The following is a 21,526-nucleotide window of genomic DNA, read 5'->3' as shown; positions in this document are numbered from 1 at the left end:
TAGGAAGGAGGTGACATTATGGTTGACACTGAAAAGTTACGTCAGGCTATCCATCGGTTTGAATTAAGTTCAGCCCCGCACTCATGGAGCCAAAGCAAACCCGCAACTACCGGGGATATAAACAAACTCCGTGACAGCATTAAGACCGTTTTGACAGCATTTGTAGATGAATTGGAGAAACTTTAACATGAAAAGCCGTCAGTTGCCGCTGGCGGTTTCTTTTTTGCAGACCTCAATTACACCAAGTTCTTTCAGTCTGCCATAGCAACTCCAGATTTTTTCCTCCGCATCCTTCAGATCCTCAAAAATCGATTTCAGTTCTTCATCATCAATCTTGAGAACTGCAAGATATTTGCCCATCCCCTCACCCCCTCTCACGCCCCCGGCCCGGCCGGGGGTGTTTTGTTGTCAGGCTCCTTAAAGAGTTCATCAATAGTACAGTGGAATAACACCGCTAATTCGGGCAGTAAATCCGCTCTTGGCTTTGCCAAACCGTTTTCCCATCTTGCTACAGCCTGCTGGCTTACATTGACGGACTCAGCAACCTGCTGTTGTGAGAAACCTATTTTCTCACGCAACACCCTAATGTTGTGCATTAGTTACTTCCCCTTTTGTTTTAACTACTTTTTGTTGTGCGTTTAATATAGTACTATTTTTTGTTGTTGTCAATAGCAAATTTTATTTTCTCTATTGCGATTTACAATTTTATGTTGTACTCTAGTAGCAACAGGGGGTGGAATCAGTGTTTAGTACTCAGCTGCGCAAGTATCGGTTGGCTGCTGGTTTAAGTCAAAAAGAACTCGCAGGCAAATTATTTGTAAGTCAGCAGGCCGTTGCCAGATGGGAGACTGACAAAGCAACTCCAAACCCCGAGACAGTGGTAAAACTGGCAAAAATTTTTGGGGTCACTACCGATGAATTGCTTGGTAAAGAACTGGTTTTAGGTGGAGAAGGCAATGCCAAGCAGAATTTCAGGGAAAACCTTCAGGCCGCCTTCTGGGGTGGCGAGAAGGATCTGACCCAGGAGGACCTGGACGCCATGTGGGACGATGTGGAACGATTTGCCGCCTTTGTCGCCCAGAAGCGCCGGGAGGAGAAAGAGAAACATGACTGATCTGCTGGATCTCTACGGTCTGGCCGAGGAACACGGGACAGAGATCTATTGGTTTGACCTGGGGACCGCAGAATCCCTCTCGCTTCCGTTGGAGGACGGCTCCTGTGCCATCGCCATGGACCCCTGGCGGATGTCCACTCTGGCCGATGAGAAGGTCAAGCTGGCCCACGAGCTGGGCCACTGCGAGACCGGCTCCTTTTATAACCGCTATGCGGCCCGGGATGTCCGCCAGAAATATGAGAACCGGGCAAACAAATGGGCATACAAAAAGCTCGTCCCGCAGGACGAGCTGGCAGAAGCCTGTCTCCAGGGATATCGTGAGCCCTGGGAACTGGCCGAATATTTTGGCGTGACAGAGTTTTTTTTACGCAATGCTCTGGAATTTTATCGCAATTCTTCCATTTTAGTTTAGCCTTGTAACTGCTAGGTAGCAGAAAAAATAGAGAAAAGAGGGCATATTATGGACTTTATCGATCAACTGAAACAATTTTCTAAGCGAGTAGAAAGTATGAAAGATTCTATCCAAACAGAAGAAGCCACAAAAACTGCTATCATCATGCCTTTCTTTGCCATGCTCGGCTACGACGTATTCAATCCACAAGAGTTTGTTCCAGAGTTTACAGCAGATGTGGGAATCAAAAAAGGGGAAAAAGTTGATTATGCCATTATCAAAGAAGGGGAGCCCGTTATCCTGATTGAGTGCAAATCTATTCAGGAGAATCTGGATCGTCACGACTCTCAGCTATTTCGTTACTTTGGTACTACAACGGCAAAATTTGCAATTCTTACAAATGGCCTTATCTATCGCTTTTATACCGATTTGGACAGCCCCAACAAAATGGATGATGATCCCTTTTTGAGCATCAACATTTTAGATATCCGTGAAAATCAAGTCCCCGAGCTAAAAAAGTTCAGTAAGGGAGTATTTGATATTGATTCTATTTTCAGCACTGCTTCTGAACTAAAATATGTACATGAATTTAAGAGCATCTTTACAAACCAATTAGACACTCCTTCAGACGACTTTATTCGCTTTTTCCTGCAAGGATGCTACTCTGGTGCAAAGACACAAAATGTCATTGAAAAGTTTCGTCCTATTTTGAAAAAGGCTCTCAATGATCTTATCAGTGAAATGATGAATGATAAGATCAAAGTTGCTTTGGGTGGAACTGGTGGCAGTGTTTCAGTTACGGACCAAAAGGCACCAGACGATAATCCTGCTCCACAAGATCCGGTTGAACCCGAGAAAAAAACCAGCTCGATTGTTACTACAGAGGAAGAACTGGAAAGCTTCTTCATTATCAAAAATATGCTCTCTGATATCGTAGATATCCATGATATCACCTATAAGGATACTGAATCTTATATCAACATCCTCTATAAAGGAAACTCTAGAAAATGGATTTGTAGACTTCGTCTTACCGACAATCAGAAAACGTTAATTATTCCAGACGAAAATAAAAAAGAGACTAAATACAGCCTATCCGATATATACGATTTAAGTCAATACAAAGATAACTTGTCGGAAGTTCTGAATCGTTATCTATGAAAGAAGTCCTCACCATGACCGAAACAGACCTGGCCGCCGCGCTCCGCCACTGCATTGATGACTGCGGCTGCTCCTGGCCCACCGCCTGTCAGATCCTCAGCCGGATGGCCGGACGGACCTATACCCTGGCAGAGCTCCGGGACCTGTACCGGCGCGCATGACCAAATCCGCCCACGTGGACGGATTTGCCCGTAAAGTCAAAAGTTCCCCTGCCGCCCCACCCCGGGGCGGCATCTCAAAACCGCCACACTCGAACATTCGTTTTCTTTCGACACAGGAGGCGCTATGGATCACCGTACTGTCATGGATCTGGCCGGCACAGATGCGGCCGCCTATATCCGCAAAAGCCGCCTGGAGGAGGGCATGGACACCCAGGAAGTCCTGTCCAAGCACCAGAAGGCCCTCGTGGAGTATGCCGCCGCCCACCAGATCCACCTCATTGAGATCTATCCGGAGGTGGTCAGCGGAGAATCCCTCTATGCCCGGCCCCAGATGCTCCGGCTCCTCCAGGATGTGGAGGAGGGCCGCTATGACGCCGTGCTGTGCATGGATCTGGACCGGCTCTCCCGCGGCCGGATGAAGGACCAGGGCATCATCCTGGACACCTTCCGGGAATCAGACACGCTGATCATCACACCTGAAAAAGTCTATGACCTGTCAGACGACATCGACGAGGAATACGCCGAGCTGAAGACCTTTATGAGCCGCCGGGAGTACAAGATCATCAACAAGCGGCTCCAGCGCGGCCTGCGCCAGTCTATCCAGGCGGGGTGCTACGTGGCCAACGCCCCCTATGGCTACCGAAAAACGGTCATCGACCGCAAGCCCACCCTGGAGATCTACGAGCCGGAGGCGAGATTCGTCCAGATGATGTTCAGCCTCTACGCCCAGGGGTTCGGCTGCACCTCCGTGGCCCGCCAGGTCAACGCGCTGGGCGCCAAACCCCACCGCTCCGCCGAATTTAACCGCAGCAGCGTCAATATGATCCTCCGAAACCCCACCTACATCGGCAAGATCGTGTGGGACCAGAAGAAGCACATCCGAAAGGGAGCCCGCGGAAATCCCAAGCATATCACCATCTACCAGCCCCCGGAGAAGTGGACCATCACCGACGGCCTGCATCCCGCCATCGTGGACCGGGAGCTGTTCGACCGGGTCCAGGCGATCATGGCGGGCCGCTACATCCCCTCCAAGCGGGATGGCACAGTAAAGAGCCCGCTGGCCGGACTGGTCAAGTGCGCCAACTGCGGCATGAACATGCAGCGCATGGTCATGAAGCGGTACCCCTATCTGCTCTGCACCCGCCCCGGCTGCTGTGCCAGCACAAAATTCGAGCTGGTGGAAAAGCGGGTCCTGGACTCCCTCCAGGATTCGCTGGATCAGCTTTCCGTGCGCAAGCCCGCCTCCGGTGTGCAGGATACCTCCCCCCTGGAGCTCTCCCTGCTGGCCGTCCAGAAGGAGCTGGCCGGCGCCAACCGCCAGAAAAACCGTCTCTATGAGCTGCTGGAGCTGGGGGAGTATGACATCCCCACCTTCCGGGAGCGGATGGAGGCGGTCAAGGGGAAGATCGCCGCTCTGGAGCGCAAGGAGACGGAGACCCGCCGCACCATCGACCACGCCAAAACGGCTGACCCCCAGGCCCTGGCTCAGCGGATCAGAGCCGTCCTGGATGCCTACGGGAGCAGCGACAATGCCCAGCGCAACGCACTCCTCAAATCCGTGATCGATCAGGTGTGGTACTCCAAAGCCAAAAAGACAAAGCCCAATGATTTTGACATCCAGCTGGATCTAAAGCCCTTCTGATCCCCGCAAAGCCGCATGATCCCTGGGTTTTTTATAATATATAAAGCGCTATATCTTCCGATAAAGACTGCATTGAGGATCTGCGGGTCTATCCCACCTGCGGGTCGCAGGAGGTCCTTGACCGGGCCCTGTCGGTCAAGGCCGGGACAGCCGAGCTGCTGTACGCCTACATCGATGTGGAGCCCGTAGGGTTCAACCGCGGGTTCTATACCGTGGATGTGCGGTATTTTTACCGGATCACCGCTGATGCGTTCATCGGGGCCGCCCGCCCCATCGAAGTATGCGGTCTGGCCGTATTTGACAAGCGGGCCATCCTGTTCGGCAGCGAGGGGGGCGCCAAGTCCTTCAGCTCCGACTCCCCCAGCGTGTGCAGCTGCCAGGATCTGATGGGCAGCAGTCTCCCCACCGCACACGTGGAGGCCATTGCCTACAAGAGGCCGTGTCCGGGCCACCGGCGTCAAAAGCCGGTTGACAGATCCCGCTCTCTCCTCTATACTCCCAGATACACCCCTGACATCCCCTGTATCCCGTTCCCGTCCCCTGGGCCGCGGGAGAACCGGAGCGTTTTTATCACACGATAATAAAAGGAGGACTCACCCATGGATCAGATGGAGATCCGGCAGCTCGTCGCCCGGCAGAGGGCCTATTTTCAGAGCGGTGCGACCCTGCCGGCCAGGGCGCGCGTTGAGGCCCTCCGCGCCCTGAGGTCCGCAGTGGCTGCCCGGGAGGAGGAGCTGAACGACGCCCTCCGGGCCGACCTGGGCAAGAGCGCCTTTGAGAGCTATATGTGCGAGGTGGGCATGGTCCTCAGTGAGCTGACCTATATGATCCGCCGCACCCCCGCCTTCGCCGCTGACCGCCGGGTCAGGACCCCCCTGGCCCAGTTCGCCGCCCGGAGCTATGTCAAGCCCTCCCCCTACGGCACCGTCCTCATCATGAGCCCGTGGAACTACCCCCTGCTCCTCACCCTGGACCCCCTGATCGATGCCCTGGCCGCCGGAAACACTGCGGTGGTCAAGCCCAGCGCATACTCCCCCGCCACCAGCCGGGTCATCGCCCGGCTCCTGGCGGAGTGCTTTCCCCCGGAGCATGTCTCGGTGGTCACCGGAGGCAGGCAGGAGAACGCCTGCCTGCTGGAGCAGAAGTTCGACTATATCTTCTTCACAGGCAGCCAGGCAGTGGGCCGGGAGGTCCTGCTCCACGCCGCTCAGTACCTCACGCCGGTCACCCTGGAGCTGGGAGGAAAGAGCCCCTGCATCGTGGACGAGACTGCGGATCTGAAGCTGACCGCCCGGCGCATCGTCTTTGGAAAATACCTCAACTGCGGCCAGACCTGCGTGGCCCCCGACTATCTCCTCTGCCAGGAGAGTGTCAAGGACGCCCTGCTGGAGGAGATCGTCCGGCAGATCACTGTCCAGTTCGGCCCCGCCCCCCTGGACAGCCCCAGCTACGGGAAGATCGTCAACCAGAAGCACTTCCAGCGCCTGCTGGGGCTGATCCAGCCGGAGAAGGTGGTGTGCGGCGGCACCTGGCAGGAGGAGGCCCTGCGCATCGCTCCCACGGTGATGGACGCCGTCACCTGGCAGGACCCGGTCATGGGGGAGGAGATCTTCGGCCCCATCCTCCCCGTCCTCACCTTCTCCCACATCCCGGAGGTGCTGGAGCTGCTGAAGGACCGGCCCAAGCCCCTGGCCCTCTACCTGTTCTCCAGGAACAAAGGGCACATTCGCGCCGTGACAGAGCGCTGCTCCTTCGGCGGGGGCTGCGTCAACGACGTGGTCATCCACCTGGCCACCAGCGCCATGGGCTTCGGCGGGGTGGGCGAGAGCGGGATGGGGGCCTACCACGGCAGGGTGGGCTTCGAGACCTTCTCCCACCGCAAGAGCATCGTGGACAAAAAGACCTGGATGGACCTGCCCATGCGCTACCAGCCCTATCTGCCCCTCCACGAGAAGCTGATCCGCCGCTTCCTCCGCTGATCCCTCCGCCCCTCCGCCCTGACGGCCCGGAGGGGCTTTTTTTGCCCCGCCAGGGATATCTCCTCCGCCGCCCCCATACACATGACTGGGGTGATCGATATGCTGCACTATACCTTTTTTCCACAGGACCAAAAGACGCTGGAGCGGCTGCTGTCCCAGCTGATCGCCGCCAGACTCCTCGCCCCGCCCCGGAAGGAGGACAGGAGATGAGGATGGTGGGGTACGGCCGGGTCAGCACCGACCACGAGGAACAGCGGGACAGCCTGGAGCACCAGCAGGCCTTTTTCCAGGACTTCGCCCGGGCCAGGGGCCACACCCTGGTCCGGGTCTATGCCGACCAGGGGATCTCAGGCAAGTGGCTGAAAAAGCGGGACGGCTTCCTCCAAATGCTCCGGGACGCGGAGCGGGGGGAGTTCGAGCTGGTGGTGGTCAAGGACATCTCCCGCTTCGCCCGGAACACCGTGGACTCCCTGGAGAGCATCCGCAGGCTGAAGGCCCTGGGCATCGAGTGCATCTTTGTCAACAACTCCCTCAAGGTGCTGGGGGAATCGGAATTCATCGTCACCATCATGGCGGCCATCGCCCAGGAGGAGAGCGCCAACCTGTCCAAGCGGGTGAAGTTCGGGAAGGACATCACCTCCCGGAAGGGGAGGGTGCCCCCCCGCATCTACGGCTACGACCGGCTGGACAACTTCACCCTCCGGATCGTCCCGGCGGAGGCGGAGGTGGTGCGGGAGATCTTCCGCCTCTACCTCCAGGGCCTGGGCTGCCGGAAGATCGCCCAGGCTCTGGAGGAGCGGGGGGCGTCCACCAAACTGGGGGCCAGCTGGAACAGCCGCGGGGTGCGCCGCGTCCTGGAAAATCCCATCTACTGCGGTCATTATGTCAACCACAAATACACCGTGAGCGACTTCCTCTCCGGCCAGATCCAGCGTCTCCCTCCGGACATGCACTACCACCACGACAGGCCGGAGTGGGCCATCGTCTCCCCTGACACCTTTCAGGAGGCGGCCCGGCTGATGGAGCAGCGTCGGCGGAAGTCCGGCTCCGCCTCTCCCACCCGATACAGCGGCCGCTACCCCCTCTCTACCCTCATCCGCTGCCAGAGCTGCGGCCGCGCCTTCACCCGCCGCCGGGTGGCCTACCCCTCCGGGCGGCAGTATGTCTACTGGCACTGCCCCATCCACAGCGAGTATGCTGGCAGCCGCTGCGGCAACGGCACCATCCTCCCGGAGGAGGGGCTGCTGGACCAGCTCCGGGCCTGGCTGGCCGCCCAGATCTCCTCCCCCGCCGCGCTGGCGGAGGCGGTACGCCTCCGGCTGGACGCCCGCCCCTCCCGGCCTGCGGAGGACCCTGCCGCCGCTCTCCGGCGCCGTCTGGACCAGCTGGAGGGCCAGCGTGCCCGCTATCTGGATCTCTACGCCGGCGATCTGCTCTCCATGGAGGAACTGCGCCGGCGGCTGCGGCTCCTGGCGGAGCGGGGCGCCCGCCTCCGGGAGGATCTGGACCGGCTGACGCGGGACCCGCCCAGGGATCTGGAGGCGGAGATCACGGAGCAGGTCCGCCGCGTCCTCTCCCTGGAGGACATCACCAACGAGGAGCTGCGGCAGCTGATCGACCGCATCACGGTGAGCGAAAAGGGGGATGTGTCCATCTACCCCGCCCGGCCGGCGGAGGAGCCTCCCGCCGCCCCAGGTGCTTTTGTAGGCAATGGCTGAGGCCGTGGACCCCATCATCCTGAACATGAAGCTGGTAGACGTATGCCAGTGCCGCCCCTGCGACTGTTCCCTCACCGAGATCCCCCAGGCCATCCTGGACTGCTTCGGGGACTCCCTCACCCAGGGCGGCGACGTACACCGCCTGTACGTCACCCTGGGCCAGTTCTCCATCATCCGCCTGGAGCGGGACACCCAGCTGCTCATGCCGGTCTACGACTACTGCATGCCGGAGAAGGAGTGCGACTGCGGCAGCGACTGCAGCCAGGAGGACCCCTGCGAGGTCTTCCGGCAGGTCAAGTTCCCCGTGGACGAATTCTTCCCGCCCAACAGCAGCTGCAGCCGCAACTGCTCCCGCAGCTGCTGACCCCCCAAAACCTCCCCTCCTGCCGGAGGGGAGGTTTTTCTTGCAGTCCCTCCCAAATTGTGCTATGGTAGCTCCAGTCTATTTGATGCAGGAAAGAGGAGATCCTGATGAGAAGATCAGACAGAGCCCGGGACCGGAGCTTTGCCTTTGACGTGATCGACCGCTGCGGGCACGGCGTCGCCGCCCTCTCCACCGGCGGAGAGGGCCCCTACTGCATCCCCCTCTCTCTGGTGCGGGTGGGGGACGACCTGTTTTTCCACTGCGCCCTGGAGGGCCGCAAGCTGGACCTGCTTCGCCGGGACCCCAGGGTGTGCATCACCTTTGTGGCCGCCGACCAGCCCGCCTACCTCCCGGAGAGCAACATGTACACCACCTTCTTCCAGAGCGCCGTGGTCACCGGCACCGCCTTTGAGGTCACAGACCCCGGCCAGAAGACCGCTGCCCTGCGGGCCCTGTGTGAAAAGATGACCCCCGGACATATGGAGGGCTTTGAGGAGGCCGTCCGCCGCAGCCTGACGTCCACTGCCGTCTGGGGCATCCATATGGAGGAGGTCACAGGCAAGGAGAAGGCGCGGAAGCGGTAAAGATCCCGGAAGCCTCAAAAGCCTCGGCGCCCCGATGATTCGGAGCGCCGAGGCTTTTCTCACATCAGTGGGGCGAAGATGCGCAGGACGCTGCGATAGAGCTGGACCAGGATGTTCAGGTGCCTGGCCCGACGCAGGCTGATGGCCTCGCACTGCTCCAGGGTCTTCTCAAAGTCCGCCTTGATGTCCGCGATGCAGGGGGCATCACACAGCCAGACACCGTCCTCAAAGTGGAGGAAGAGGCTGCGGTAGTCCAGGTTCACGGTGCCCACCGTGGCATACCGCCCGTCCACCACAAAGTTTTTGGCGTGGATGAAGCCCGGCGTGTACTCGTAGATCTTCACCCCAGCCTCCAGCAGAGGCGGATAGTGGGCCTTGGTCACCTCGAACACGGAGCGCTTGTCCGGGATGTGGGGGGTGATGATGCGCACATCCACCCCCGCTTTGGCGGCGTTGCACAGGGCCGTGTTGGTGGCCACGTCCACGATCAGATAGGGCGTGGTGATATAGATATAGTCCCGGGCCCGGGAGATCATGTTCAGGTACACCGCCTGCCCCACTTTCTCGTGGTCCAGGGGCGTATCCGTGTAGGGCTGGACCCAGCCGGAGCCGGGGAGCCGGGGCATGGACTCGGGCCGGAACAGGTCGAAGTCCTCCTCCCAGCCGGAGCAGTAGTCCCACATGGACAGGAACATGACGGTCATGGACCACACCGCCTCCCCCCGCAGGAGGATGGCGCTGTCCTTCCAGTGGCCGAACCGCACCCGGCGGTTGATATACTCGTCCGCCAGGTTCATCCCCCCGGTGAAGCCCACCTTCCCATCGATGATGCACAGCTTCCGGTGGTCCCGGTTGTTCATCCGCAGGGTCAGCACCGGGACCAGCCGGTTGAACACCCGGCACTGGATGCCCCGGGCCGCCATCTGGTCATTATAAGTGCGGGGCAGGGTGAACATGCAGCCGAAGTCGTCATAGATCAGCCGCACCTCCACCCCGGCGGCGGCCTTCCGCTCCAGGATGTCCAGGATGGCGTTCCAGCACTCCCCCTCCTGGAGGATGAAATACTCCAGGAAGATGTAACGCTCCGCCTTCTCCAGCTCCTCCAGCATCCGCACGAAAGCCAGGTCGCCCACCGGGAAATACTCGGTCCGGGTGTTGGTGTAGGCGGGGCAGGAGGCGTACCGCTCCAGATAGCGGATCTGGCCCACCGCGTCCTCATCCAAATGGGTCAGCCTGTCCGCCTTGAAATCCCCCCGCAGCACCTCGTTGCTGCGCTCCGCAATGCCCTTCATCTTCCGGCGGGTCCGCTCAGAGATCCGGTTGCCGCCCAGCAATAGGTAGAGGATGCCCCCGAACACCGGGAACGGCAGGATCACCACCAGCCAGGCGATCTTATAGCCCGGCTCGCTGCGGTCACTGACGATCCACACCGTAGCCAGGAAGCTGACGAAGATGCAGAACCAATAGAAGTAGTCAAAATGGGCGGTAAATTCGTTGACCATCACGAACAGCACCGCGACCTGGGCCACCAGGGCCAGCCCCGCCAGCACGGAGCGGTGGAAGAGGATATATTTGATTTTTCTCCATTTCATGTTGGAAGCGCCTCCTGCCCCGTCTCTCTTTCTCTCCGGGAGGTGGGTCACTGGACCACCACATTCTCCTCCCCCAGCCGCTCTCTCAGGTCGGCCAGCAGGGAGGGGTGTATCATACAGTATCCCTTGGACTGCTTCCGGATATCCTGGTAATACAGCACCACCGGCTGCTCCCCCGGGAAAAAGGAGAGGGCCAGCTTCACCTTTCGGGTCCTGGGGTCGTCCGGGCCGGGCAGGCGGATGAAGAGCTTCCGCTCCCCCGCCTCCCGCCGCTCCTCCGCCTCGGGTGTGTCCAGGGGGCGGATCTCGTCCGCCATCAGCTGTGGCTCCTTCTCGTCCCGGACGGAGATCCTGCCGCTGGCCAGGATAGCCTGGTTCTCCCGGATGTATCCGCCGCTCTGGTCCAGGGCGCGGGCAAAGACCAGCAGCTCCATCCCCCCGGTGTCGTCCTCCAGGCTGACATAGGCCATCAGGGTATTGTTCCGGGTGGTCCTGGTTTTATATGTGGAGATCACGCCAGCCACCTTCACCATCTGGCCGTCCCGGTAGACGGCGGGACCGTCCTCCCGGGCGAAGTCGCTCAGAATGGAGCCGATGGTCACCGCCCCCCTGCGGCGGGCCGCCTCCCGATAGGCGTCCATGGGGTGGCCGGTGAGGTAGAGACCGGTGACCTCCTTCTCCATGGTCATCAGCTGCTGGGGGGTGTACTCAGGGATATTGGCCAGGTGGAGAGCCGGCAGGGCCGCCTGCTCCGCCTCCCCGCCCCCCATTCCGAACAGGTCCATCTGGCCCTCCACGTTCCGCTTGCGGCTGGCGGCGATGCCGTCCAGCACCTGGCCGAAGACCTCCATCAGCTGGGAGCGCTTACAGCCCATGCGGTCAAAGGCGCCGGACTTGATAAGGCTCTCCAGCACCCGCCGGTTCAGATCATGGTCGAACATGCGGTCGCAGAAGTCCATAAAGTCTGTAAAGGGTCCACCCTTGCTCCGCTCTTCCAGCAGGCTGTTGATGACGCTCCGGCCCACACCCTTCAGGGCCACCAGGCCGAAGCGGATGCCCCCCTCGGAGACGGTGAAGTCCGCCTCCGACTCGTTGATGTCCGGGGGCAGCAGGCTGATGTGCCACTCCTTGCACTCGGCGATATACTCCGCCACCTTGTCGCTGGAGTCCAGCACCGAGGTGAGCAGGGCGGCCATGTACTCCTTGGGGTGGTGGCACTTGAACCAGGCCGTCTGATAGGCCACCACGGCGTAGCACACCGCGTGGGCCTTGTTGAAGGCGTAGTTGGCAAAGTCGTAGATCTCGTCGTAGATGCTCTGGGCCACCGCCTCGGGGATGCCGTTGGCGGCGCAGCCGGCGATGCTCCGCGCCGGGTCCCCGTGGAGGAAGGTCTCCCGCTCCCGCTCAATGTCCTTCACCTTTTTCTTGGACATGGCCCGGCGCACCATGTCCGCCTGGCCCAGGGAGTAGCCGCCCAGCTGCTGGAAGATCTGGATCACCTGCTCCTGATACACGATGCAGCCGTAGGTGTTGGACAGGATGGGCACCAGAGCGGGGTGCTTGTAGGTGACCTTCTCCGGGTTGTGCTTGCAGGCGATGAACCGGGGGATGGACTCCATGGGGCCCGGACGGTAGAGCGCGATGATGGCGGTGATATCCTCGATGCTCTGGGGCTTCAGGCCGATGCACACCCCGGTCATGCCGGCGGACTCCATCTGGAACACGCCGGAAGTACGCCCCTCAGAGAGCATCTGGAAGGTGGCCGGGTCATCCTCCGGGATCTGGCTGGTGTGGAAGTCCGGGTGGCTGCGCCGGACCAGCCGGGCCGCGTCGTCCAGCACCGTCAGGTTCCGCAGGCCCAGGAAGTCCATCTTCAGCAGGCCCAGCTCCTCCAGGGTGGTCATGATGTACTGCGTGACTACCAGGTCGTCGTTTTTGGCCAGGGGGACATAATCGCTCACCGGCCGGCTGGTGATGACCACCCCGGCGGCGTGTGTGGAGGTGTTCCGGGGCATGCCCTCGATGGCCCTGGCGGTGTCGATGAGCTTTTTCACCTGAGGGCTGCCGTCGTAGGACTCCTTGAGCTGCTTGGACAGCTTCAGGGCGTCCTCCAGGGTGATATGCAGGGCCCCCGGCCCGCTGGGGATCTGCTTGGCGATCACATCCACGTCGGCGTAGGGCATGTTCAGCACCCGGCCCACGTCCCGCACCGCCGCCCGGGCGGCCATGGTGCCGAAAGTGACGATCTGGGCCACGTGGTCCGCCCCGTACTTTTGGGCCACGTAGTCGATGACCTCCTGCCGGCGGCGGATGCAGAAGTCGATGTCGATATCGGGCATGGTGACCCGCTCCGGGTTCAGGAAGCGCTCGAAGTACAGGCTGTACTTCACGGGGTCCAGGTCGGTGATGTTCAGGCAGTAGGACACCATGGACCCCGCCGCCGAGCCCCGCCCCGGCCCCACGGGGATGCCGTGGCCCTTGGCGTAGGCGATGAAGTCGGAGACGATGAGGAAGTAGTCCACAAAGCCCATCTTGCGGATCATGTCCATCTCATAGCGCAGCTTGTCCAGATACTCCTGGGGCTGGGAGGGGTAGCGCCAGCGGAAGCCGTCCATGCACAGCTTCTCGAAGTAGGCGTCCCCATCGGTCCACCCCTCGGGCAGCTGGAAGTGGGGCAGGTGGTACTTGCCGAACTCGAACTCCACGTTGCACAGCTGGGCAATCTTCACGGTGTTCTCCAGGGCCTCCGGGTAATTGGGAAAGAGGGCGGCCATCTCCGCCTCGGTCTTCACGTAGAACTCCTCGGTCTCGAACTTCATCCGGTTTGGGTCATCCACCGTCTTGCCCATCTGGATGCACATGAGGATGTCCTGCATCTCCGCGTCCTCTTTCCGCAGATAGTGGGCGTCGTTGGTGGCCACCAGAGGGATGCCCGTCTCCTCGTGCAGCCGGATCAGCCCCCCGTTCACCTGGCGCTGGACCGGGATGCCGTGGTCCTGGAGCTCCAGATAGTAGCCATCCGCGCCGAACAGTTCCCGCATCTCCAGGGCAACCTCTTTGGCCTTGTCATAGTCCCCTGCAGCCAGCAGCTTGGGCACCTCGCCCCCCAGGCAGGCGGAGCAGGCGATCAGGCCGCCGCAGTGCTCCCGCAGCAGGTCCAGGTCGATGCGGGGCTTGATGTAAAAGCCCTCCAGGAACGCCTGAGAGACCATGTAGGAGAGATTGCGGTAGCCCTCCTCATTCCGGCACAGCAGGACCAGGTGGTGGAAGGAGGAGTCGAACTCGTGGACCTTCTGGAACCGGGTCCGGCCCCTTGGGGCCACATAGACCTCACAGCCGATGATGGGCTTGATGCCCGCCTCCTTGCAGGCCTTGTAGAAATCCACCACCCCGTACATGACCCCGTGGTCTGTGATAGCCACCGCGTCCTGTCCGATCTCCCGGACCCGCTCCACCAGCTTCTTGATGCGGCAGGCGCCATCCAGAAGGGAGAATTCCGTATGCAGATGTAAGTGGACAAAGGCCATAAGCCCCTCCTTCTTCTCCGGAAAAGACGCAAACAAATTTGGAGCAGGACCTCTTGCTGCCTCTTTTCTCTGTCGGTCAGGTCTGTTCTTCTCAAATCCTATACAGCAGGGCGGCCCCACGGAGACGCCGGTCGGGGCCGCCCCACGGCACACATCACAAAGAGTCTCTATTTCCGAAGGACCTTCTCCAGCGGCTTTCCCTTTGCCAGCTCGTCGATCAGCTTGTCCAAATACCGGATCTTCCGCATCAGTGGGTCCTCGATCTCCTCCACCCGGACGCCGCAGACGGTCCCTGTGATCTTCCCGCAGCTGGGGTTCATCCGGGGCGCCTCCCGGAAAAAGGTCCCATAGTCTATGTCCAGGCTGAGCTGCCGCTCCAGGCCCGCCCGGTCGTATCCGGTCAGCCAGCAGATGACCTTATCCACCTCCTGCCGGGTGCGGCCCTTCCGCTCCGCTTTGGCCGTCAGCAGTGGATATATCTTCGACAGCTTCATGGAGAATACTTTTTCCTGTTCCATATCATCCCTCCGCCGCCTTTTTCAAGGGTCTCCCCTGCCAGATGGCATATCGTCCAAAGGCCTCCATTTATTCCCCGCGGCTCCTCCGCTTTGCTATCATGCCCGCTGTGATCTGACACAGCCGGGTAAACAGGTATCCCAGGGCCGCGCCGATAAAGTTCAGGATGGAGTCGTCCACATCTGCCGCGCCGGTGGCGGTCACCCACTGGATGTACTCCACGCCGCAGGACACCAGCGCGGCCAGGGGCAGAAAGGTCCAGAAGTGGCGCATAGGCCGGAACATCACCGGCATCAGCACCCCCAGCGGCACCAAAATCACCACATTGCCCAGCAGATTGGTCACGCTGACAAAGCTGCCCGTCCGCCGGTAGTAGATGATATAGTTTCGGATGGTGTGGAAGGGCTCCAGATTCACAGCCCCGCCATAGCCCCGGTCCAGGTGGAACAGCCCGCCGAAAAACAGCAGCACCGACAGGATGCACAGGTAGTAGAGCAGCAGGACCCACAGGGCCCCCGTGCGGTAACGCCGCCGCTGCTCTCCCCGCAGCTTCCTCAGACGCAGCAGCACCCCGGTCCCTGCCAGCAGCACGGTCAGGATGGGGATCGCCATCTGCACCGGGAGCGAGAGCCTGTCCCCCAGGATCAGCCAGAACAGGTTGACGGCTCCGGCGGTCAGATAACAAATCAAGGTCATAGATCTCTCCCGTGGTATCAGATAGTTTTGCCGGGCCCCGCCCCCTCGCCCCGGGCCTGCCCCAGCTCCACCAGCTTACGCAGCCGATGGTTCAGGGCCGACTTGGTCGCCGGCGGGTCACACAGGGCCGCCAGCTCCGCCAGAGTGTCCTCCGGGTGCTCCAGCCGCAGTCGGGCCGTCTCCCGCAGCTTGTCCGGCAGGCCCTCCAGCTGCCCGGACTGCTCCAGGCTCCGGATCGCCTCCAGCTGGACCTGGGCCGCCTCCACCGCCTTGTCCAGGTTGGCCGCGTCACAGTTCACCCGCCGGTTCACGCTGCCCCGCAGGTTCTTCTCCAGCTTGGCGTTCATGATCTCCATGGCGGCCAGGGGCGCGCCGATGGCGGTAAGGAAGTCCTCGATGCGCTCACTCTGCTTGAAATAGGCGATATAGTTGGCCTTCCGGGTGGCCTCCTTGGGCTGGAAGCCCGCCTCCCGCATCAGGGCGGGCACCTCCCGGCTCACGTTGTAGTGGGAGGTGGACAGCTCCAGGTGATAGGCCTTCCGGGGGTCGGTGACCGACCTCCCCGCCAGGAACGCCCCCCGGAGGAAGGCAGCCCGGCAGCAGGGCTCCTCCAGCACGGCGAAGTTCACGTGGTTTGCCAGACTGCCCGCATCCATCCCGAAGGTCCCGCTCACTGCTGCCAGCTTGGCAGGGTCCGTGATGCCGAAGCTGTACTTCCCCTCCCCATCAGGCAGACGGTCAAAGGAGAGGCGGAACGCCTTGCGGAACAGGATAGGGAGCCGCTGGGCAAATGCCTCGTTCTCCGTGATGATGCGGATCTCCCGCCCGGAAAAGGTGTTGCAGTAAAGCAGAACGCCGTATGCCTCCGCCTGGGTGCAGCATTTCCGGTTCAGCGCCGTCCGGCACAGCTCCCCCTTGGTCTCTCCTGCAAAGGACATGGTCTCACTCCTCAATGATGTACCGCTGTTCGCCCCGGAAGATGCGCACCGCCCGCCGGCGGTACACGTCCAGCACCGCCGCCGCCAGCCGGTCCGGGTCGTGGCGGGCATAGTCGCCCCCCTCCGAGGCCACCGGATACTCCTCCAGCTCCAGCCCCATGGCCCGGATGCGCTCCCGGTCCACCAGGATGGGGGCGGCGTCTTCTTCCCGGTACTTCTCCACCAGGCCGGGACGCACCGGCGCCGAGTTGGCCAGGCACAGGTCCACCAGCCCCGGCGCCCCGTGGGACAGCAGGGCGTCCACATGGTCGGCGGCGGTGTACCCCTCTGTCTCCCCCTCCTGGGTCATGATATTGCACACATAGATCTTCAGCGCCTCGGAGCGGCAGATGGCCTCCACCACCCCCTCCACCAGCAGGTTGGGGATGACGCTGGTGTACAGGCTGCCCGGTCCCATCAGGATCAGGTCCGCCTCCCGAATGGCCTGGAGGGCGGCCTGGAGGGCGGCGGGCCGCTCCGGGAGCAGTGCCACATGGGCGATGCGGCAGTCCTGCTCTTTTTTAAAGGAACTGATCTTGGACTCCCCCACCACCCGGGCCCCGTTCTCAAAGACGGCCTCCAGCTGCACATCGGCGCTGGTCACGGGAAGGATGCGCCCGGTGATGGCCAGCACCTGGCTCATCTGAGCCACCGCCTCCTCAAAGGAGCCGGTCACCCCGTTGAGGGCGGCCAGGATCAGGTTCCCGAAGGACTGTCCGGCCAGGGAGCCCTCCTGAAAGCGGTAGGTGAGCAGCCGCTCCATGATCGGCTCCACGTTGGCCAGGGACTCCATGCAGTGGCGGATATCCCCGGGGGGCGGCATGCCGATGTCCCGGCGCAGCACGCCGGAGCCGCCCCCGTCGTCGGCCACAGTGACCACCGCCGTCAGGTTTTTGGTGTATTTTTTCAGTCCCCGCAGCATGGTGGACAGCCCTGTCCCCCCGCCGATGGCGGTGATCTTGGGGCCGCGCTCCCACTGGTGCAGATTTGGAATGGTGTCCGGCATAGCGGGACCTCCCTTCAAGTTTGCTCTGTCCGCTCCTTACGTCCTGCCCAGGTCCCGGTGGCTCTCCGTCACCGGGTAGCCCCTGCCCCGGATATAGGCCGCCAGCGCATGGGCAATGGCCACCGAGCGGTGGTGTCCGCCGGTGCAGCCCACCGCCACCACCAGTGCCGTCTTCCCCTCCTCCACATATTTGGGGAGGAGAAAGCCCACCAGGTCCTGAAGCTTTTCCAGGAACTCCCCGGCCGCTCCGCCGGAAAACACGTAGTCCCTTACCCCGTCGTCCAGGCCGGTGCGGGGGCGCAGCTCCTGAACATAGTAGGGGTTGGGCAGGAAGCGCACGTCAAAGACCAGATCCGCCTCTCGGGGCAGTCCGTGCTTGAAGCCGAAGGAGGTGACGCTCACCGTCATAGCCCCCTCCTGGCTCCCCCGTCCGAAGAGTCGGAGCAGCTCGCCCCGCAGCTTGGCGGTGGACAGGTCGGAGGTGTCCACCACGAACTCCGCCCGCTCCCGCAGGGGGGCCAGCATCCGCCGCTCCAGGGCGATGGCTCCCTCCAGGGAGTCGCATTCCTCCGCCAGGGGGTGGCTGCGGCGGGTCTCCTTATACCGCTTGATGATCACGTCGTCCGAGGCGTCCATATACAGGATGCGGTAGGGGCACTTCATCCCCTTCAGCGCCTCCAGGGACTGGAACAGGGCGCTGAAATTGGTGCCGGAGCGCACGTCTGTGACCAGTACCACCCGGTCGTACTCCCCCGTCCCGGCCATACCCAGCTCAGCAAATTTGGGGATGAGGGGGGCGGGCAGATTGTCCACACAGAAAAAGCCCATGTCCTCCATGAAGGAGGCCGCCTTGCTCTTCCCCGCCCCGGACAGGCCGGAAATGATGATAAATTCCATGGCTGTACACCTCTTATCTCTCTCTGCCGTCCGCCCCGGACAGCTCCCGGCAGATCAGCGCCCGGGACAGGTACATGGCCCTCAGCCGCCGCTCCAGCAGGGTGTGGCGGGCGGTGCCCCGCGGAAATTTCTTCCGGGCCGCCTCACACTTATGGATGATGGACTGGACGGCCGTCAGCGCCTCGTCCAGCTCCTCTCTCGTATATCCGTCCATCTTACCCCAGCACCCGGATCTCCAGCTCCAGCTCCACGCCGGTCTGGCGCAGCACCTCCTGCCGCACCTGGTCCGCCAGCTCCAGGACATCGGCGCAGGTGGCGCCCCCCCGGTTGATGAGGAAGCCCGCGTGCTTCTCCGACACCTGGGCGCCCCCCACCGCCCTGCCCTTCAGGCCGCACTGGTCGATGAGGGCGGCGGCGAAGTGCCCCTGGGGGCGCTTGAAGGTGGAGCCGGCGCTGGGATATTCCAGAGGCTGCTTCTCTCTCCGCCGCTGGGCAAAGTCTGCCATCCGCCCGGCGATCTCCTCCCGGTTTCCCTCCGGCAGGGCGAATACCGCCCGGCAGATCAGCAGGTCCCCCTCTGAAAACCGGCTGTGCCGGTAGCTCAGGCCGCAGTCGGCCCCGGAGAGCAGCCGCTGGGTCCCGTCCCGTTCCAGCGCGGTGACCTGGAGGAGCACCTGGGCGGTCTCCCCGCCGTAGGCCCCTGCGTTCATCGTCACCCCGCCGCCCACGCTCCCCGGGATGCCCTGGGCGAACTCCAGGCCGGTGAGGCCCTGATCCAGCGCGGCCTTGGAGAGCCGGGACAGCAGCGCGGCCCCTCCCGCCTCCAGCCGCCCCTTCTCCCCCGGCCGTTCCGGGGGGAGGGCCCGTATTTCCTCCAGCGCCCCGGCCGGCTTGACCACAAAGCCCTCATATCCCCGGTCCGCCACCAGCAGATTGGAGCCGTTCCCCAGGAAAAATGGCGGGATCTCCAGCGTCCAGGCCGCCTGAAGGGTCTCCCGGGCCTCCTCCTCCGTCCTGGGCAGGGCCATCAGTCGGGCCGGGCCGCCGATGCGGAAGGAGGTGTGTCGGGCCATAGGCTCCTCTTCCCGCAGCTCCAGCCCGGGACAGCGTCGGGTCAGCTCTGTGCGCAGCAGTTCAAAACGATCCATAGGGTCCTCCCGTCCAATCAGAATGAGGTCGCGCGGAGACTTATTTTATTATTATAGCAAATCTCTCTGGAAAATAGAATACCCCAAAACATCTGTTCTTTTGGTCAGAAGCGCCAGCGGGAGATCCGCAGGGCTGAACGGGGACCCTGACCCGCCTCTGCACGGGGTGTGCCGCAGCTTCCACGCCCCCATGCAGGGCCCGATGTCCCCATCAGGCCGCACACATCGGCCATCAGCACAGGTGTATGGGACCGCCCTTCCGTTTTTTTCCCGTTTTCTCTTGCAATCCTCTGTCTGCTGTGTTATCCTACGGGTGGAGTATGATTTTCATCTCCCATCTGATCTAAAAAGGAGGAAAGGTAAGTGGACGCTTACGGCCGAAGTCTCAAATCGGACAGCGACAGTTCTCTCCCGGGCCCCCTTGCCTTTTCTCCGGCATAGGGAGCTCTGCACAGCGCCCCCTGCCGCCTGGCTTCCGCACAGGCGGAGGTCTGTTATGCGCCCCGCCGGGGCCCTTCCGCTGTGCTATGCGCCCGCTGAGAATGTCGCCGCACAGGTCTTTCCCGTCTCCGGGGGGCCGGTGCGGCTTTGTCTGTCCCATTGGAGGCTTCCTGACAAAAAGGAGGTTGCCAATGCAGAACAAGAAATGTTTGGAGCGCTGCCTGGAGCTGATCCGGGACAAGCGCTACCGTGAGCTCTCTGCCATTCTGGCGGAGCAGAACCCGGTGGATCTGGCCGATCTTCTGGAGGGCCTGCCCCAGGAACAGGGCGCGCTGGCCTTCCGCACGCTGCCCAAGGAGCAGGCGGCGGAGGTCTTTTCCAATCTCCCCCCTGACACCCAGCAGATGATCGTCGTCTCCCTCCCCGACCGGGAGCTGGCCGGCATCCTGGAGGAGCTGGCCATGGACGACACGGTGGATCTGCTGGAGGAGCTGCCCGCCGGCGTGGTCAAGCGGGTGCTGAAAAACGCCCGGCCCGAGACCCGCAGGCTCATCAACCAGTTCCTCAAATATCCGGAGCAGTCGGTGGGCAGCATCATGACCGCGGAATTCATCGACCTGAAAGGGACCATGACCGCGGCCGAGGCCATCCGCCGGATCCGCCGCCTGGGGGGAGACTGCGAATCCATCTACACCTGCTATGTCACCGACGGCCGCCGGGTGCTGGACGGTGTAGTCACCCTGCGGGAGCTGCTGCTGGCCCCCGACAACGCCCCCGTCCGGACGCTGATGGAGCCCAACGTGATCACCGTCCGCACCACCGACGACCAGGAACTGGCCGTCCGGGCCCTGATGCGGTACGACTTTCTCTCCCTGCCGGTGGTGGACCAGGAGGACCGGCTGGTCGGGGTGGTCACGGTGGACGACGTGATGGATGTGATGGAGGAGGAGGCCACCGAGGACTTTCAGCGCATGGCTGCTATGGCCCCCTCGGAAAAGTCCTATCTCAAGACCGGCGTGTTCGCCCTGGCCAAAAACCGCATCCTGTGGCTGCTGGTGCTGATGATCTCCGGCATGATCACCGGCGGCATCCTGGGTCGCTATGAAGCCGCCTTCTCGGTGATGCCCCTGCTGGTCACCTTTATCCCCATGCTCACCGACACCGGCGGGAACGCCGGCAGCCAGAGCAGCACCCTGGTCATCCGCGGCATGGCGGTGGGGGACATCGCCCTGTCCGACTTCCCCAAGGTGCTCTGGAAGGAGCTGAGGGTCAGCCTGCTGGTGGGCGCGGTCCTCTCCCTGGTCAACCTGGTCCGCCTGCTCCTCTCCTACCCGGGAAACGAGCTGGTGTGCGTCACAGTCACCCTGTCCCTGTTCGCTACGGTGGTCCTGGCCAAGACCATCGGCGGAGCTCTGCCCATGCTGGCCAAGCTGGTGCGGGCCGACCCCGCCATCATGGCCGCCCCTCTGATCACCACCATCGTGGACGCCCTTTCCCTGGTCCTCTACTTCACCATTGCCAGCCGGCTTCTCCACCTGTGAGGATACACCGCCGGAAAAGCTGGGGGGGGGGGGGGGGGGGGGGGGGGGGGGGGGGGGGGGGGGGGGGGGGGGGG

The 21,526-nt window shown here is 62.0% G+C and carries 23 protein-coding genes; 12 read left to right on the top strand and 11 right to left on the bottom strand.

What is annotated here, in order from left to right; translation table 11 throughout:
- Window positions 1-18: 18 nt before the first annotated feature.
- Window positions 19-186 carry a hypothetical protein gene (locus tag NE584_RS12040; RefSeq protein WP_256182912.1) on the top strand — a complete coding sequence of 56 codons (168 nt, stop codon included), beginning with the start codon at window positions 19-21 and terminating at the stop codon, window positions 184-186.
- Window positions 187-198: 12 nt separating this feature from the next.
- On the opposite strand, the gene NE584_RS12035 is transcribed toward NE584_RS12040, so the two are convergent.
- A complete protein-coding gene (locus NE584_RS12035; protein WP_256182911.1) occupies window positions 199-360 on the bottom strand; it encodes a hypothetical protein in 162 nt (53 codons plus the stop codon).
- Window positions 361-374: 14 nt separating this feature from the next.
- Complete coding sequence (locus tag NE584_RS12030; RefSeq protein WP_256182910.1) at window positions 375-596, bottom strand: helix-turn-helix transcriptional regulator; 222 nt, start codon at window positions 594-596, stop codon at window positions 375-377.
- A gap of 146 nt (window positions 597-742) precedes the next feature.
- On the opposite strand from NE584_RS12030, the gene NE584_RS12025 reads away from it, so the two are divergent.
- From NE584_RS12025 to NE584_RS11980, 10 genes are all read left to right on the top strand, one after another.
- On the top strand, window positions 743-1,114 hold the full coding sequence (locus NE584_RS12025; RefSeq protein ID WP_157954767.1) for a helix-turn-helix transcriptional regulator: 372 nt from the start codon (window positions 743-745) through the stop codon (window positions 1,112-1,114).
- Window positions 1,107-1,526, top strand: a complete 420-nt coding sequence (locus NE584_RS12020; RefSeq protein WP_256182909.1) for an ImmA/IrrE family metallo-endopeptidase — start codon at window positions 1,107-1,109, stop codon at window positions 1,524-1,526. The genes NE584_RS12025 and NE584_RS12020 overlap by 8 nt, the downstream gene beginning before the upstream one ends.
- 48 nt (window positions 1,527-1,574) lie before the next feature.
- The gene (locus NE584_RS12015) at window positions 1,575-2,663 is read left to right on the top strand and encodes a type I restriction endonuclease (protein WP_256182908.1); all 1,089 of its coding nucleotides are present in this window, start codon (window positions 1,575-1,577) and stop codon (window positions 2,661-2,663) included.
- A 14-nt stretch (window positions 2,664-2,677) separates the two neighbouring features.
- Entirely contained in the window at window positions 2,678-2,824 is a 147-nt protein-coding gene (locus NE584_RS12010) for a hypothetical protein (RefSeq protein ID WP_256182907.1), read from the top strand.
- A 124-nt stretch (window positions 2,825-2,948) separates the two neighbouring features.
- The gene (locus tag NE584_RS12005) at window positions 2,949-4,466 is read left to right on the top strand and encodes a recombinase family protein (RefSeq protein ID WP_108981376.1); all 1,518 of its coding nucleotides are present in this window, start codon (window positions 2,949-2,951) and stop codon (window positions 4,464-4,466) included.
- A 212-nt stretch (window positions 4,467-4,678) separates the two neighbouring features.
- Complete coding sequence (locus NE584_RS12000; protein ID WP_256182906.1) at window positions 4,679-5,047, top strand: hypothetical protein; 369 nt, start codon at window positions 4,679-4,681, stop codon at window positions 5,045-5,047.
- 27 nt (window positions 5,048-5,074) lie between these two features.
- Complete coding sequence (locus NE584_RS11995) at window positions 5,075-6,445, top strand: aldehyde dehydrogenase (protein WP_337542745.1); 1,371 nt, start codon at window positions 5,075-5,077, stop codon at window positions 6,443-6,445.
- A 206-nt stretch (window positions 6,446-6,651) separates the two neighbouring features.
- Complete coding sequence (locus tag NE584_RS11990; protein ID WP_256182904.1) at window positions 6,652-8,163, top strand: recombinase family protein; 1,512 nt, start codon at window positions 6,652-6,654, stop codon at window positions 8,161-8,163.
- Window positions 8,156-8,527, top strand: a complete 372-nt coding sequence (locus NE584_RS11985) for a hypothetical protein (protein ID WP_242850338.1) — start codon at window positions 8,156-8,158, stop codon at window positions 8,525-8,527. The genes NE584_RS11990 and NE584_RS11985 overlap by 8 nt, the downstream gene beginning before the upstream one ends.
- A gap of 107 nt (window positions 8,528-8,634) precedes the next feature.
- A complete protein-coding gene (locus NE584_RS11980) occupies window positions 8,635-9,111 on the top strand; it encodes a pyridoxamine 5'-phosphate oxidase family protein (RefSeq protein WP_256182903.1) in 477 nt (158 codons plus the stop codon).
- Window positions 9,112-9,170: 59 nt separating this feature from the next.
- On the opposite strand, the gene cls is transcribed toward NE584_RS11980, so the two are convergent.
- The 9 genes from cls to murB all read right to left on the bottom strand — a co-directional run bounded on the left by cls (window position 9,171) and on the right by murB (window position 19,470).
- On the bottom strand, window positions 9,171-10,703 hold the full coding sequence (gene cls, locus NE584_RS11975) for a cardiolipin synthase (protein ID WP_050624602.1): 1,533 nt from the start codon (window positions 10,701-10,703) through the stop codon (window positions 9,171-9,173).
- Between the two features lie 47 nt (window positions 10,704-10,750).
- Entirely contained in the window at window positions 10,751-14,230 is a 3,480-nt protein-coding gene (locus NE584_RS11970; protein ID WP_256182902.1) for a DNA polymerase III subunit alpha, read from the bottom strand.
- A 167-nt stretch (window positions 14,231-14,397) separates the two neighbouring features.
- Entirely contained in the window at window positions 14,398-14,748 is a 351-nt protein-coding gene (locus NE584_RS11965; RefSeq protein WP_256182901.1) for a DUF2200 domain-containing protein, read from the bottom strand.
- Between the two features lie 67 nt (window positions 14,749-14,815).
- Entirely contained in the window at window positions 14,816-15,442 is a 627-nt protein-coding gene (locus NE584_RS11960; RefSeq protein WP_108981380.1) for a VanZ family protein, read from the bottom strand.
- 17 nt (window positions 15,443-15,459) lie between these two features.
- Window positions 15,460-16,380, bottom strand: coding sequence for a DNA-binding protein WhiA (gene whiA / locus NE584_RS11955; protein ID WP_256182900.1), 921 nt, complete (start codon window positions 16,378-16,380; stop codon window positions 15,460-15,462).
- A gap of 4 nt (window positions 16,381-16,384) precedes the next feature.
- Window positions 16,385-17,425, bottom strand: a complete 1,041-nt coding sequence (gene yvcK, locus NE584_RS11950; RefSeq protein ID WP_256182899.1) for a uridine diphosphate-N-acetylglucosamine-binding protein YvcK — start codon at window positions 17,423-17,425, stop codon at window positions 16,385-16,387.
- A 36-nt stretch (window positions 17,426-17,461) separates the two neighbouring features.
- Entirely contained in the window at window positions 17,462-18,322 is an 861-nt protein-coding gene (gene rapZ / locus NE584_RS11945) for an RNase adapter RapZ (protein WP_050624596.1), read from the bottom strand.
- Window positions 18,323-18,335: 13 nt separating this feature from the next.
- Window positions 18,336-18,536: a hypothetical protein gene (locus NE584_RS11940; RefSeq protein ID WP_256182898.1), complete on the bottom strand. Its 201-nt coding sequence runs from the start codon at window positions 18,534-18,536 to the stop codon at window positions 18,336-18,338.
- Window position 18,537: 1 nt separating this feature from the next.
- The gene (gene murB / locus NE584_RS11935) at window positions 18,538-19,470 is read right to left on the bottom strand and encodes a UDP-N-acetylmuramate dehydrogenase (RefSeq protein ID WP_256182897.1); all 933 of its coding nucleotides are present in this window, start codon (window positions 19,468-19,470) and stop codon (window positions 18,538-18,540) included.
- Between the two features lie 632 nt (window positions 19,471-20,102).
- Between murB and mgtE the strand changes: the two genes are divergently transcribed.
- Window positions 20,103-21,452: a magnesium transporter gene (mgtE, locus tag NE584_RS11930; protein ID WP_050624592.1), complete on the top strand. Its 1,350-nt coding sequence runs from the start codon at window positions 20,103-20,105 to the stop codon at window positions 21,450-21,452.
- The last annotated feature ends 74 nt before the right edge of the window (window positions 21,453-21,526 follow it).

The sequence above is a fragment of the Clostridium sp. DFI.5.61 genome (assembly GCF_024462915.1).
GTDB classification, from domain to species: Bacteria; Bacillota; Clostridia; order Oscillospirales; family Oscillospiraceae; genus Lawsonibacter; species Lawsonibacter asaccharolyticus.
This window is presented reverse-complemented; position numbering and strand designations above follow the sequence as displayed.